The organism is Streptomyces sp. DSM 116793, from assembly GCF_057320905.1.
In genome coordinates this window covers 815,048-828,584 of the sequence record NZ_CM170494.1, presented here as the reverse complement: position 1 = coordinate 828,584, position 13,537 = coordinate 815,048, and the positions used below count along the sequence as shown (strand labels likewise).

The 13,537-nt window shown below is 74.0% G+C and carries 11 protein-coding genes; 7 read left to right on the top strand and 4 right to left on the bottom strand.

The features are described 5' to 3' along the window. Positions 1-335: 335 nt before the first annotated feature. The 6 genes from ACSMXW_RS03605 (at position 336) to ACSMXW_RS03580 (ending at position 8,809) form a co-directional block, all read left to right on the top strand. Positions 336-1,199, top strand: coding sequence for a TrmH family RNA methyltransferase (locus ACSMXW_RS03605; protein WP_485803980.1), 864 nt, complete (start codon positions 336-338; stop codon positions 1,197-1,199). Between the two features lie 55 nt (positions 1,200-1,254). Then, a complete protein-coding gene (locus ACSMXW_RS03600) occupies positions 1,255-2,382 on the top strand; it encodes a sensor histidine kinase (protein WP_485803979.1) in 1,128 nt (375 codons plus the stop codon). Positions 2,383-2,571: 189 nt separating this feature from the next. Next, the gene (gene pheS, locus ACSMXW_RS03595) at positions 2,572-3,705 is read left to right on the top strand and encodes a phenylalanine--tRNA ligase subunit alpha (RefSeq protein ID WP_485803977.1); all 1,134 of its coding nucleotides are present in this window, start codon (positions 2,572-2,574) and stop codon (positions 3,703-3,705) included. Then, entirely contained in the window at positions 3,705-6,245 is a 2,541-nt protein-coding gene (gene pheT, locus ACSMXW_RS03590) for a phenylalanine--tRNA ligase subunit beta (RefSeq protein ID WP_485803976.1), read from the top strand. The genes pheS and pheT overlap by 1 nt, the downstream gene beginning before the upstream one ends. A gap of 616 nt (positions 6,246-6,861) precedes the next feature. Further along, positions 6,862-8,202, top strand: coding sequence for an NsdA family TPR-like regulatory protein (locus ACSMXW_RS03585; protein ID WP_485803974.1), 1,341 nt, complete (start codon positions 6,862-6,864; stop codon positions 8,200-8,202). A gap of 52 nt (positions 8,203-8,254) precedes the next feature. Further along, on the top strand, positions 8,255-8,809 hold the full coding sequence (locus tag ACSMXW_RS03580; RefSeq protein WP_485803973.1) for an NUDIX hydrolase: 555 nt from the start codon (positions 8,255-8,257) through the stop codon (positions 8,807-8,809). 19 nt (positions 8,810-8,828) lie between these two features. Here ACSMXW_RS03580 and ACSMXW_RS03575 read toward each other — a convergent pair whose 3' ends face one another. The 4 genes from ACSMXW_RS03575 to ACSMXW_RS03560 all read right to left on the bottom strand — a co-directional run bounded on the left by ACSMXW_RS03575 (position 8,829) and on the right by ACSMXW_RS03560 (position 11,670). After that, positions 8,829-9,086 carry a hypothetical protein gene (locus ACSMXW_RS03575; RefSeq protein ID WP_485803972.1) on the bottom strand — a complete coding sequence of 86 codons (258 nt, stop codon included), beginning with the start codon at positions 9,084-9,086 and terminating at the stop codon, positions 8,829-8,831. A gap of 252 nt (positions 9,087-9,338) precedes the next feature. After that, on the bottom strand, positions 9,339-10,199 hold the full coding sequence (locus ACSMXW_RS03570; protein ID WP_485807771.1) for a 3-hydroxybutyryl-CoA dehydrogenase: 861 nt from the start codon (positions 10,197-10,199) through the stop codon (positions 9,339-9,341). A 206-nt stretch (positions 10,200-10,405) separates the two neighbouring features. Further along, positions 10,406-10,600 (bottom strand): DUF1918 domain-containing protein, encoded by a 195-nt coding sequence (locus ACSMXW_RS03565; protein WP_485803971.1) that lies wholly within the window; start codon positions 10,598-10,600, stop codon positions 10,406-10,408. Between the two features lie 230 nt (positions 10,601-10,830). Further along, on the bottom strand, positions 10,831-11,670 hold the full coding sequence (locus ACSMXW_RS03560; protein ID WP_485807769.1) for a DMT family transporter: 840 nt from the start codon (positions 11,668-11,670) through the stop codon (positions 10,831-10,833). Positions 11,671-12,097: 427 nt separating this feature from the next. Here ACSMXW_RS03560 and ACSMXW_RS03555 point away from each other — a divergent pair, with 427 nt between their 5' ends. Next, positions 12,098-13,534 (top strand): aminotransferase-like domain-containing protein, encoded by a 1,437-nt coding sequence (locus tag ACSMXW_RS03555; protein WP_485803970.1) that lies wholly within the window; start codon positions 12,098-12,100, stop codon positions 13,532-13,534. Positions 13,535-13,537 lie beyond the last annotated feature (3 nt).

The following is a 13,537-nucleotide window of genomic DNA, read 5'->3' as shown; positions in this document are numbered from 1 at the left end:
CCGGTTGTGCGGGCCCCTGCACCCGGGCTGCTCCCTCGGTCCGCTCGCCGAGACGCGCGCCTGCGGCGGGCCTTGCCCCTTGCGGTCTCTCGCTTGGCCACCCGCCGATGAGGGCTGGTCGCGCAGTTCCCCGCGCCCCTTGATGACGGCGCTTCGCGCCCGTAGGGGCGCGGGGAACTGCGCGAGCAACCAAGACGCGCCTGCGGCGGGCCACCGAGCCGAGCCCCCTGCGGTCTCGTCTCTTCCCACCGGCCGGTGGGGCCTGGTCGCGCAGTTCCCCGCGCCCCTACGGGGCGCCCCGCGCCCGATATTCGTTCCCGTACCGAAGGTGCACCATGCCCGCCGCGTCCGAGTTGATCTCCCCCCGATCCGCGCGGGTGGCCGCCGCACGGCGGCTGGTGCGGCGGAACGTGCGCGGCAAGGAGCGGCGGTTCCTCGCCGAGGGGCCGCAGGCCGTGCGGGAGGCCGTCGCCCACCGCCCCGCGGCCGACGGGGCGCCCGCGCTCGTCGAACTGTTCGCGACCCCCGAGGCGGCCGAGCGGTACGCGGACATCGTCGCCGCCGCCGGGGAGCTGGGCGCCCGGGTACACCTGGCCGACGAGGCGGTCGTCGCCGACATCTCCACGACCGTCACCCCCCAGGGCCTGGTCGGCGTCTGCCGCTTCCTCGACACGCCCTTCGAGGCGGTCCTCGCGGCCCGGCCACGCCTCGTGGCGGTGCTCGCCCACGTCCGCGACCCCGGCAACGCCGGCACCGTGCTGCGCTGCGCCGACGCCGCGGGCGCCGACGCCGTCGTGCTCACCGACGCCTCCGTCGACGTCTACAACCCCAAGGCGGTACGCGCCTCCGTCGGCTCCCTCTTCCACCTGCCCGTCGCCGTCGGCGTGCCCGTCGAGCAGGCCGTGCACGGGCTCGGGGAGACCGGCGTGCGGGTGCTCGCCGCGGACGGGGCAGGCCCCCACGACCTGGACACGGAGCTGGACCGCGGCACCATGGGCGCACCCACCGCATGGGTGTTCGGCAACGAGGCCTGGGGGCTGCCCGAGGAGACCAGGGCACTCGCCGACGCGGTGGTGCGCGTGCCCATCCACGGCAGGGCCGAGAGCCTGAACCTCGCCACGGCCGCCGCCGTGTGCCTCTACGCCTCCGCTCGTGCACAGCGCGCGCCGGGAGGGTGCCGCAGCGTCACCGGAGCCTAGTAGTGTGGCGGGCTCGGGAGAGCCCACCGCGCCGGCTAGGGAGATGGGATCGGGCATGGGTGTCGGCACCAGCAGGCCACGTCAGGCACGCGGAGCGGGGCATGCGCCGCTGCCCGGGCGTGCAGGCGCCGACCCGCTCGCCGTCGATCCGGACGAGCTGCCCGACGGCCTGGTGATCGCCGACGAGACCGGCTCGGTGGTCTGCTTCAACGCCGCCGCCGCCCGGATCACCGCCGTCAGCGCCGCCGACGCCCTCGGCGCCCCGCTGGAGCGCGCGCTGCCCCTGGAGGACCTGGAGGGTCGCCGCTGGTGGCAGCTCACCGACCCCTACGGCGGCCTCGCCATCCGGGTCGGCCAGCCGGAGCGGAACCTGCTGCTGCCCGGCGGCCGGGAGGTCCTCGTCGCCGCCCGCTACGTCCGCGCCGCACCCACGGGACCCGTACAGCGGGTGATCGTCTCGCTGCGCGACACCGAGGCCCGCCGCCGCACCGAGCGCAGCCACGCCGAGCTGATCGCCACGGTCGCCCACGAGCTGCGCTCCCCGCTGACGTCCGTGAAGGGCTTCACGGCCACCCTGCTCGCGAAGTGGGAACGGTTCACGGACGACCAGAAGCGGCTGATGCTGGAGACCGTCGACGCCGACGCCAATCGCGTCACCCGGCTGATCGCCGAGTTGCTGGACATCTCCCGCATCGACTCCGGGCGCCTGGAGGTGCGCCGCCAGCCCGTCGACATCGGCGCCGCCGTAGGCCGGCACATCCAGGCCCACGTAGCCTCGGGACGCCCCGCCGACCGCTTCCTGGTGCGCATCCGCCACCCGCTGCCCGAGCTGTGGGCCGACCCGGACAAGATCGACCAGGTGCTCAGCAACCTGCTGGAAAACGCGGTGCGGCACGGCGAGGGGACTGTCACCATCGACGTCGAGCCCGTCCCCGGACCCCGGGAGCGCGGCGGAGGCACCATGGTCACCGTCAGCGACGAGGGGCCCGGCATCCCGGAGGAGTCCATGAACCGCGTCTTCACCCGCTTCTGGCGGGGCAGCAAGCGCGGCGGCACGGGCCTCGGGCTCTACATCGTCAAGGGCATCGTGGAGGCGCACGGCGGCTCCATCACCGTCGGCCGCGCCCCCGGCGGCGGTGCCCAGTTCCGGTTTACGCTGCCCGTGGGCGCCCCGGCCTTCTGAGCCCGGGCCGCCCGCGGGCGCCGCCGCACACGGCCACCCCGTTAGACTCGGCCACTGGCACCTTTGCGTCCCCCGTCACGGGCGGCCCGGCCGACCAGGCCCCGCACCGACGGGACACCCTGCAGGACGCAGGGGCGGCGCCGGGGACACCGGGGACCATCCGCCAGCCAACCGGAAGCACGGGAAGAGATGTCGGCACCCAATAAGTCGTACGACCCTGTCGAGGTCGAGGCACTGAAACCGGAAGAGATCGAGCGCATGCGGGACGAGGCGCTCGCCGCCTTCGCGGCCGCCGCCGACCTCCAGCAGCTCCAGGAGGCCAAGACCGCCCACACCGGCGGCACCTCCCCGCTGGCGCTCGCCAACCGGGAGATCGGCGCCCTGCCCCCGCACGCCAAGGCCGAGGCCGGCAAGCGCGTCGGCCAAGCCCGCGCCGCGGTGGGCCGCGCGCTCGCCGCCCGGCAGAGCGAGCTGGAGGCCGAGCGGGACGCCCGCGTGCTGGTCGAGGAGGCCGTGGACGTCACACTGCCCTACGACCGCACCCCGGCCGGCGCCCGCCACCCGCTGACCACCTTCATGGAGCGGGTCTCCGACGTCTTCGTCGCCATGGGCTACGAGATCGCGGAGGGCCCCGAGGCCGAGGCCGAGTGGTTCAACTTCGACGCGCTCAACTTCGGCCCCGACCACCCGGCCCGGCAGATGCAGGACACGTTCTTCGTACGCGGCCCGGAGGGCGCCGGCGACGACGAGTCCGCCTCCGGCGTGGTACTGCGCACCCACACGTCCCCGGTGCAGGCCCGCGCCCTGCTCGGCCGCGAGCTGCCCGTCTACGTCGTCTGCCCCGGCCGCGTGTACCGCACGGACGAGCTGGACGCCACGCACACCCCGGTCTTCCACCAGATCGAACTGCTCGCCGTCGACGAGGGCCTGACCATGGCCGACCTCAAGGGCACCCTGGACCACATGGTGCAGTCGCTCTTCGGGCCCGACATGACGACCCGGCTGCGGCCCAACTACTTCCCCTTCACCGAGCCGTCCGCAGAGATGGACATGCTCTGCTACGTCTGCAAGGGCGAGTCCGTCGGCAACCCCGACCGGCCCTGCCGGACCTGCGCCAGCGAGGGCTGGATCGAGCTCGGCGGCTGCGGCATGGTCAACCCCCGGGTGCTGGTCGCCTGCGGCGTCGATCCCGAGAGGTACAGCGGCTTCGCCTTCGGGTTCGGCATCGAGCGGATGCTGATGTTCCGCCACAACATCGAGGACATGCGAGACATGGTCGAGGGTGACGTCCGGTTCACCCGGCCGTTCGGGATGGAGATCTGATGCGGGTCCCGCTTTCCTGGCTGCGGGAGTACGTCGACCTGCCGGCGACGGAGACCGGCCGTGACGTGCAGGCCAAGCTGATTTCGGCCGGCCTCGAGGTGGAGACCGTGGACCACCTCGGCGCCGACGTCAAGGGCCCGCTGGTGGTCGGCCGGGTGCTGACCATCGAGGAGCTGACCGAGTTCAAGAAGCCGATCCGGTACTGCACGGTCGACGTCGGCAGTTCCAACGGAACGGGAGAGCCGCAGGAGATCGTCTGCGGTGCCACCAACTTCTCCGTCGGCGACAAGGTCGTCGTCTCCCTGCCCGGCGCCGTGCTGCCCGGCGGCTTCGAGATCGCCGAGCGGAAGACCTACGGCCGGATGTCCCGCGGCATGATCTGCTCCAGCGGCGAGCTGGGCCTCGGCGACGACGGCGGCAAGGGCATCCTCGTCCTGCCGCCCGAGCACGAGGCGGGCACCGACGCCATCGAGCTGCTGGAGCTCGTGGACGAGGTCCTCGACATCGCCGTCACCCCCGACCGCGGCTACTGCCTGTCGCTGCGCGGCGTCGCCCGTGAGACCGCCACCGCCTACGGTCTCACGCTGCGCGACCCGGCCCTGCTCGACGTTCCCGCGCCGAACACCTTCGGCTACCCGGTCGTGGTCAGCGACCCGGGCGCCTGCGACCGCTTCACGGCCCGCACCGTCACCGGCCTCGACCCGGAGGCACGCTCCCCGATCTGGCTGCAGCGCCGTCTGCAGAAGGCCGGCATGCGTCCCATCTCGCTGGCCGTGGACGTCACCAACTACGTGATGCTGGAGCTCGGCCAGCCCCTGCACGCCTACGACAAGCACCGCATCGAGGGCGCCATCGGGGTGCGCCGGGCCCGGCCCGGCGAGAAGCTCACCACGCTCGACGACGTCGAGCGGGTGCTCGACCCCGAGGACCTGGTCATCACCGACGACCGGGGCCCGATCGGGCTCGCCGGCGTGATGGGCGGCGCGCACACCGAGATCGCGGACGCCACCGCCGACCCCGAGACCGGCGAGGTCGCGGGCAGCACCGACGTCGTCATCGAGGCCGCGCACTTCGACCCCGTCGCCATCGCCCGGGCCGCCCGCCGCCACAAGCTCTCCTCCGAGGCGTCCCGGCGCTTCGAGCGCGGCGTCGACCCCCAGGCGGCCGCCGCCGCGGCCCAGCGCACCGTCGACCTGCTGGTGCTGCTCGCGGGCGGCACCGCGGACCCCGGCGTCACCGAGGCCGCCGCGCCCTCCGTGCCCCGCACCATCACCATCCCCGCCGACCACCCGGACCGGGTCGCGGGCCTGGCCTACGGCCGCGAGACCGTCGTCCGCCGCCTCCAGCAGATCGGCTGCGACGTCCTCGGGCAGGACGAGCTGGTGGTCACGGTGCCGTCCTGGCGCCCCGACCTCGTCGACCCGAACGACCTCGCCGAGGAGGTCATCCGCCTCGAGGGGTACGAGAACCTCCCGGCCACCCTGCCCAGGCCCCCCGCGGGCCGGGGCCTCACCGAGCGGCAGCGGCTGCACCGCCGCGTCGGGCGGGCGCTCGCCGGAGCGGGCTATGTGGAGGCGCTGAACTACCCGTTCGTCAGCGAGTCGGTCTTCGACCAGCTCGGCCTGGACGCGGACGACCCGGCCCGCCGCGTGGTCACCCTCGTCAACCCGCTCTCCGACGAGGAGCCGGCGCTGCGCACCACACTGCTGCCCGGCCTGCTCGGCGCGCTGCGGCGCAACGACGGCCGGGGCAGCCACGACCTGGCCCTCTTCGAGACCGGCCTGGTCTTCCAGCCCCGCGAGCGCCAGCAGGTCGCCGCGCGGCTCCCGGTCGACCGCCGGCCCAGCGACGAGGAGATCGTCACCCTCACCGAGGCGCTGCCCATCCAGCCGCGCCACCTCGCCGTCGTCCTCGCGGGCGCCCGTGAGCAGGCCGGCTGGTGGGGCGGGGACCGCCCGGCCGGGTGGGCCGACGCCATCGAGGCCGCCCGGATCGCCGCCCGGGAGGTGGGCGCCGAGCTCACCGTCCGCGCAGGCCGCTACGGCCCCTGGCACCCGGGCCGGTGCGCCGAGCTCGTGGTGCGCGTCCCCGTCGGCGGCGAGGGCGTCGAGCAGGTCATCGGGCACGCCGGGGAGCTGCACCCGGGTGTCGTCAAGACGCTCGGGCTGCCCGCCCGCACCTGCGCGATGGAGCTCGACCTCGACCGCCTCCAGGAGGCGAGCCCCGGCGTGGTGCAGGCGCCGCGGATCTCCACCTTCCCGGTCGCCACGCAGGACGTCGCGCTCGTCGTCGACGCACCCGTGCCGGCCGCGGACGTCGAGGCGGCGCTGCGCGAGGGTGCGGGAGAACTGCTGGAGTCCCTCCGGCTGTTCGACGTCTTCACCGGCGAGCAGATCGGCCAGGGCCGCAAGTCCCTCGCGTACGCCCTGCGGTTCCGTGCGCCCGACCGTACGCTGACCGTCGAGGAGGCCAGTGCGGCGCGGGACGCGGCGGTCGCGCTCGCCGCCGAGCGCGTCGGGGCGGTACTCCGGGGGGCCTGAGCCCCGGCCCCCGTTCGCCTGCGGCGGGCCACCGGGCCGAGCCCCCTGCGGTCTGTTCGCTCGGCCACCGGCGGGTGGGAGTTGGTCGCGCCCGCGTGGCGGAGCCGCAGATCGACACAGCCCCGCGCCCCTGATCTCGGCGCTTCGCGCCCCGACAGGGGCGCGGGGAACCGCGCGCAACCACGATGCGCCTGCGGTGGGCCACCCTGGCCGAGCCTCGTGCGGTCGTGTGCTTGGCCACTGGCGGGTGGGGGCTGGTGGCGCCGTTCCCCGCGCCCCTTTGGTGGCGTTTCGCGCCACTATGTGCCTGCGGCGGGCCACCTGGCGGAGCCTCGTGCGGTCGTGTGCTTGGCCACTGGCGGGTGGGGGCTGGTGGCGCCGTTCCCCGCGCCCCTTTGGTGGCGCTTCGCCCCACGACGTGCCTGCGGTGGGCCGCCGGCAAGGAGCCGTACGCCAAGGCCGGTTCACACCCCGTGTGAAGGGAAGACTCTCCTGCACGGGCACAGCGATAACCTGCGGTAAGTGCGGCTGCGCAAGCAGCCACCCGCTGCGCGAGCAGCCACCGCCCGCTCGCCCCCCACGCCGTCCTGTCCGCTGCGCGCCTCCGGAGGGCCCGATGCAGCCCAACACCCTGCTCGACGCGATCCTCGACGAAGCGGGCATCTCGCATGCGGGCCTCGCCGCCCACGTCAATCAGGCCGGCAAGGCCCGCGGTCTCGCGCTCAGATACGAACACACCGCGGTCGCCCGCTGGTTGAAGGGCCAGCGGCCGCGCGGACAGGTGCCCGACCTGATCTGCGAGGTGCTCGCCGCCCGGCTGCACCGGCCCGTCACGCTCGACGACATAGGCCTCGGCGTGCCGGGCAGGCCGGCCCCGTCGGGCGCCACCTCGCTCTCCGGGTTCGTCGAGCGGGCCACCGCCCTGTGGCGCTCCGACGAGCAGCAGCGCCAGCACATCCTCGGCGCCCCCGCCGTCACCGGCACCCCGGCCGTGATGCCGGTCTGGGAGTGGGAGAACCCACCGGAGGACGTCGACGTCTCCCGCGGCGGCCGGCGCAGGGTGAGCATGTCCGACATCGAGGTGCTGCGCGCCGCGCGCACGCACTACGAGCAGATGTACCGCAAGGCCGGCGGGGTGGCCACCCGCACCCGCATCGTCGGCTTCCTCAACGCCGAGGCCACGCCGCTGCTGCGCGGCAGCTACCCGGACCCCACCGGGCGCCAACTGCACCGCGCCACCGGCGGCCTGGTCGCGATCGCGGGGATCTGCGCCTACGACTCCGACGCCCACGGCCTCGCCCAGCGCTACTTCCACCAGGCGCTGCGCCTCGCCAAGGCCAGCGGGGACCGCGGCCTCGGCGCGTATGTGATCGCGCTGCTGGTCAACCAGTCGCTGTTCATGCGCGAGTACCGGCAGGCGGTCGCCTTCGCCGAGGCCGCGCTGCGCGCCGCCGGCAAGCACATCACCCCCGCCCTGGCCTCCGACCTGTACGCGATGCAGGCCAAGGCGTATGCGCACCTCGGCGACGGCAGCAGCGCGCTGTCCTGCATCCGGCGCGCGGAGACCGCCGCCGACCGCATCCGGCGCGGCCACGAGCCGGACGAGACGGGTTACGTCCAGCCGGGCCTGGTGAACGTCCAGGTGGCGGAGGCCCTGCTCAGCCTCGGTGACCTGGCGGGAGCCCAGGAGCACGCCGCGGCCGCGGTCGGCACCCCGGCGCACGACCGCGGCCGGGTGCACCGGCTCGCCATCCTCAGCCAGATCGAGCTGCGCCAGGGCAATGCCGATCAAGCGGTGGCGACCGCGGTGCAGATGGCCGAGCAGGCGCGGGGCATGGAATCGCAGCGGTTGCGCGACCGCCTGCGAGCGGTGCGCGAACACCTCGTCCGCACGGGCGGGGCGGGCACGGCGGAGGCCGCCGAACTCATCGACGGCGCACTGCGCGTACCACTCTGAGCACACCCCTGCTGCGATATAGCCATCTATCCGACCGGAAGGTGGCAGAACCGTGCAGTGGAGAAAGCAGAGCGAACAGACCGTCTATGCGAACCGGTGGTTCGACGTCAACCTCGCCGATGTGGAACTGCCCGACGGGAAGCACCTGGACCACTTCCTGATCCGGCTGCGGCCCGTCGCCGTCGCCACCGTCGTCAACGCCGCCAACGAGGTGCTGCTGCTGTGGCGGCACCGGTTCATCACCGACAGCTGGGGCTGGGAGCTGCCCGCCGGGGTCGTCGAGGACGGCGAGGACGTCGCCGACGCGGCGGCGCGTGAGCTGGAGGAGGAGACCGGCTGGCGGCCGGGGCCCCTGCGGCACCTGATGACCGTGGAGCCCTCCAACGGGCTCTCCGACGCCAGGCACCACATCTTCTGGGCCGACGACGGGGTACGCACCGGCCATCCCGTGGACGATTTCGAATCGGACCGCCGTGAATGGGTCCCCCTCGAACTCGTCCCCGGCATGGTGGCCCGCGGTGAGGTCCCGGCCGCCAACATGGCGGCGGCCCTGCTCCTGTTGCACCATCTCAGGGTGGGGCAGGACGCCGTACCGCATCCCTCCTGATCGCGGGGTCAGCAGAGGCCTAGAGGCGCAGCAGCTGCCAGACGGCCACGACCACCGTACCCACCGCCGCCAGTGCGGCCACGGCGGGCAGGGGCCAGCGGGTGTGCTCCAGAGCAGCCACCCGAGTGTTCAGGTCGTCCTGTTCCTTGGCACTCTGCTCGTCGCGCTGGGTGAGCAACGCCAGATGGCCTTCCATCCGGGCGAGGCCCACATCCAGCTGTCTGCGTAACTCTGCGATGTCTTCCAGGACCACGGGATGCTCGGGGTCGGGGGTCACAGATCCGCTCCTTTCCGTAGGTGTCACATCCCCTTGTATCTACGGAAAGTCAATCCCCCCTGGTGGGCGCGGCGAAAGCGTGTGCGGGGGGTGGGTGTGTGTTAGCGGCGCACACGGTGTGTGAAAGGGGCGTGCCCGGCGCTCGCAGGAGTGCCGGGCACGAAACCGACTACACGGAGTGATGTGTTCCGGGGTAGCTGCCCGTGACCAGCGGTGGAGACCCCGTGACCGACTGAGGGAGGCGCCGTGACCTCAGGTGTAGTCGTAGAAACCCGAGCCGCTCTTCCGGCCGAGCCGGCCCGCGTCGACCATCCGCTGGAGCAGCGGGGGAGCGGCGTACAGGGGCTCCTTGTACTCCTCGTACATCGAGGTGGCCACCGAGACGACGGTGTCCAGGCCGATCAGGTCGGAGAGCCGGAGCGGGCCCATGGGGTGGGCGCAGCCGAGCACCATGCCGTCGTCGATGTCCTCCCGGCTGGCGATGCCCGACTCGAACATCCGGACGGCGGCGAGCAGGTAGGGGATGAGCAGGGCGTTGACGACGAAACCCGAGCGGTCCTGGGCCCGGATCGCATGCTTGCCGAGCACCTTCTCGGCGAGTGTCTGCGCCCGGCTGATGGTGCCCTCGGCCGTGGTCAGCGCCGGGATCAGCTCCACCAGCTTCTGCACCGGGGCCGGGTTGAAGAAGTGGATGCCGATGACATGGTCCGGGCGGGTGGTGGCGACGGCCAGCCTGACCAGCGGGATGGAGGAGGTGTTGGATGCCAGGATGGCGTCCCGCCGCGTCACCACGGCGTCGAGCACCCGGAAGATCTCGGTCTTGACCTGCTCGTTCTCGACGACGGCCTCGATGACCAGATCACGGTCGGCGAACTCGCCGAGGTCGGTGGTGAAGCTCAGCCGCTCCCGGGTGGCCTCCTCGTCGGCCGTGCTGATCTTGCCGCGCTCGGCGGCCCGGGAGAGCGAGTTGTACAGCCGGGTGCGGCCGATCTCCAGGGCCTCTCCGGTGGTCTCCGCGACCATGACCCGCAGGCCGGCGCGGGCGCACACCTCCGCGATGCCCGCCCCCATCTGGCCACAGCCCACCACGCCGACGCGTGTGATGTCGGTCAGGGTGTCCGTCACATCGTCCCTTTCGTGATCCTCGACTCCGGCGGCCGCGCGTGCCGTGCCCGCGGGTGCCCGCCTCGGGCTGCACGGTACTCCGGAAGGGCACACCGCCCGCCGGCCGGGTCGGACGTGCCGACCCGGCCGGCGGTGTGCGTGGCGATGAATCTACGGTGGGGCGGGTGTGCGGGGGCGGAAGGTGGGTCCGCGCGTCACCGCGTCGGCTTCTCGGGCCGGACGACCGAGTCGGGGCCCGGGGACATCACGGCCTCGTGCCCGTCCTCGAACCGCACCCGGTACGGGGGGTTTCCGTCGGTGCCGAGAACTTCGACGATCTGCGCGACCTTGTCCTCCTGCCCGACAACCCTGCCGTGCATCAGGAGCCGGTCGCCCTTGGTTGCCTGCATCGGAGTGACCTCCTCGTCACGCCCGGTGGAGAGCCGCCCGGACCGGGGCGGGGCCCTCTCCCGGGGCCAGCGTTCCGTGGTCTGTCCGCGGCTGTCAGTTTACGACCGGGTCGTGGCCGACGGCGATCCGTGGGCGGCAGATGGGCGCGACGCCCGCACCCGGGACCACCCGGCTCGGCGCCGGTGCGCTCCTGACCGCCGCCGGCGACACCGGCCTTCTGTGGTTTCTCCTACCCACGGGAGCGCTGGGTCACCGCGATGCACACCAGGACCGCCACCGCGGTCAGCGGAGCCCACACCGTCAAGCGTTCGCCGAGCAGCAGCACCGACCAGACGAGGGTGAGCAGCGGCTGGCCGAGCTGGAGCTGGCTGGCCCTGGGGATGCCGATCGCGGCCATGCCCCGGTACCACACCACCAGGCCCAGGAACTGCGACCCGGCCGCCAGCCACAGCACCCCGGCGACGCTGTGCGCCGTCAAGGCCACCGGTTCGCGGGTGAGCGCGAGGCAGGCACCGGCCAGCGAGACCGGCAGCACCAGCACCAGGGCCCAGCCGATGACCTGCCACCCCGGCATCATCCGGGCCAGGCGGCCGCCCTCGGTGTAGCCGGCGGCGCAGACCACCAGGGCGGCGAAGAGATAGACGTCCGCCCTGCTCAGCGTGCCGTCGCTCTGCTGCACGGCGTAGGCGACCACCGCGGCGGCCCCGGCCAGCGCGGCCCACCAGAACGGGCGGGACGGACGGGCACCGGTGCGCAGCGCGGAACCCACCGCCGTCGTCAGCGGCAGCAGGCCCACGACCACCGCCGCATGTGCCGTGCTGGACGTCTGGAGAGCCAGCGTCGTCAGGGTCGGGAAGCCGAGCACCACACCGGCCGCGACCACCGCGAGGGAGGCCCAGTGCCTCCGCTCCGGCGGTGCCACCCGCCGGGCGATCAGGCAGCCGCCGGCGAGCACCCCCGCGAGCAGCGTCCGTACCGTCGTCAGCGACCAGGGGCCGAAGCCCGTGAGGCCCCAGGCGGTGGCCGGGAAGGTGAGCGAGAAGGCGGCCACCCCGAGTGCGGCCTCCAGGGCGCCGAGCCGGGCCCGGCGGGGAGCGCGTTCCGGGTGGGGAGGGCGTTTCGTGCGGGGGGCGTGTGCCGGGAGCGAGGCGTCGGCCGGGGCGGGTGCGACCGCCGTGCGCGGGGTGTCCGGCGGGGCGGTGGCGGCTGCCTGGCGCGCGGCGGCCGGCGTGTGGGCCGGCGTGTGGGCGGCCGGCGGGTGTGGGGCGCCCGCCGGACGGCAGGATGTGTCCACTCGGCCGGGTGTGTCCCCGGGACTCACGGGGTGGGCCGGCCGTGGGGCGTGTGCCGGGCCTGGTGTGCCCGCCGGGCCTCGGGCGGCCGCGGTACCGGCTGCCTCCGCTGACCGGGGTGTGCCCGATGTGGCCCTGCCGGGGCGGGGGCCGGAGGGCCCGACCGCTATCCGGGTCTCCGCAGTAGCGCTATCCTCAGCTCTCATGTCAGAGCGTAGCAGTGTGGACGAGTTGGCCGACACCTTGCGTGTTGAGCTGAACCGCTACTCGCCGGGTGGAAAGCTCCCGTCCAGCCGTGTGCTCGTCGAACGCTTCCGGGTGAGCCCCGTGACCGTCTCCCGTGCGCTGGCGCAGCTCGCCGCGGAGGGGCTGGTGGTGACCCGGCCGGGTGCCGGAGCGTTCCGCGCCGGGCCCCGGGCCGACGCGCCCGCCGTGGGTGACACGTCCTGGCAGGAGGTTGCCCTCAGCGCGGACGGGGGCCCCGAGGTGGTGCCGCGCACGGTCGACGCCGCCGGCCTCCTCGCCACCCTCGCCGTCCCGCCGCCGGGCGTGATCCCGTTCAACGACGGCTATCTGCACCGGTCGCTGCGCCCCGAGCGGGCGCTGGCCGAGGCGCTGGCGCGGGCCGGGCGCCGCCCCGGGGCCTGGGACCGGCCGCCCCTGGAAGGTCTGACCGGGCTCAGGGAGTGGTTCGCCCGGGGCATCGGCGGCGCGGTCACCGCCGCGGACGTCCTGATCGCCGCGGGCGGCCAGTCCGCGCTGACCACCGTGCTGCGGGCGCTGGCCCCGCCCGGTGCGCCCGTGCTGGTGGAGTCGCCCACCTATCCCGGCATGCTCGCCGTCGCCCGCGCCGCCGGACTGCGTCCGGTGCCGGTGCCCGTGGACGCCGACGGGATCCGTCCGCCGCTGCTCGCCGCCGCCTTCCGGGCGACCGGTGCCCGGCTGGTGGTATGCCAGCCGCTGTTCCAGAACCCCACGGGGGCGGTGCTCGCCGCGGACCGGCGCGCCGAGGTGCTGCGGATCGCACGGGAGGCGGGCGCCTTCGTCGTGGAGGACGACTATGTGCGCAGGCTGGTCCACTCGGACGCCGGACCGCTGCCCGGGCCGCTGGTGAGCGAGGACCCGGACGGCGTGGTGGTGCACGTCTGCTCCCTCACCAAGGCCACCTCGCCCAGCTTCCGGGTCTGTGCCGTGGCCGCTCGCGGGCCGGTGCTGGACCGGTTGAAGGCCATCCAGGTGGTGGAGAACTTCTTCGTCCCCGGCCCCCTCCAGGAGGCGGCCCTGGAGCTGGTCGGGGCCCCCGCGTGGGCGCGGCACCTGCGGACCGTGGCCGGTGAACTGCGGGTGCGCCGGGACGCCCTGGTCGCGGAGCTGGGTCGCCGGCTGCCCGAGCTGGCGCTGCCGTTCGTCCCGGCCGGCGGCTACCACCTGTGGCTGCGGCTGCCGGACGGCGCGGACGAGTCGGCGTGGGTGGCCGCCGCCCTGCGGGCCGGGGTGGCGGTGGCACCCGGCCGGGTCTACTTCTGCGCCGAGCCGTCCGCCTCGTACGTACGGGTGAGCTTCGCCGGTGTGGCGGACCTGGCCGAGATCACGGAGGGGGTCCGGCGGCTGCGGCGGGCGTGGGACGAGATCCGGGGCTGACCC

Bases quoted from the DNA above. Each gene is read 5' to 3' on its own strand.
- ACSMXW_RS03605 (WP_485803980.1), top strand. From the start codon at position 336: ATGCCCGCCGCGTCCGAGTTGATCTCCCCCCGATCCGCGCGGGTGGCC.
- ACSMXW_RS03600 (WP_485803979.1), top strand. From the start codon at position 1,255: ATGGGTGTCGGCACCAGCAGGCCACGTCAGGCACGCGGAGCGGGGCAT.
- pheS (WP_485803977.1), top strand. From the start codon at position 2,572: ATGTCGGCACCCAATAAGTCGTACGACCCTGTCGAGGTCGAGGCACTG.
- pheT (WP_485803976.1), top strand. From the start codon at position 3,705: ATGCGGGTCCCGCTTTCCTGGCTGCGGGAGTACGTCGACCTGCCGGCG.
- ACSMXW_RS03585 (WP_485803974.1), top strand. From the start codon at position 6,862: ATGCAGCCCAACACCCTGCTCGACGCGATCCTCGACGAAGCGGGCATC.
- ACSMXW_RS03565 (WP_485803971.1), bottom strand. From the start codon at position 10,600: ATGCAGGCAACCAAGGGCGACCGGCTCCTGATGCACGGCAGGGTTGTC.
- ACSMXW_RS03555 (WP_485803970.1), top strand. From the start codon at position 12,098: ATGTCAGAGCGTAGCAGTGTGGACGAGTTGGCCGACACCTTGCGTGTT.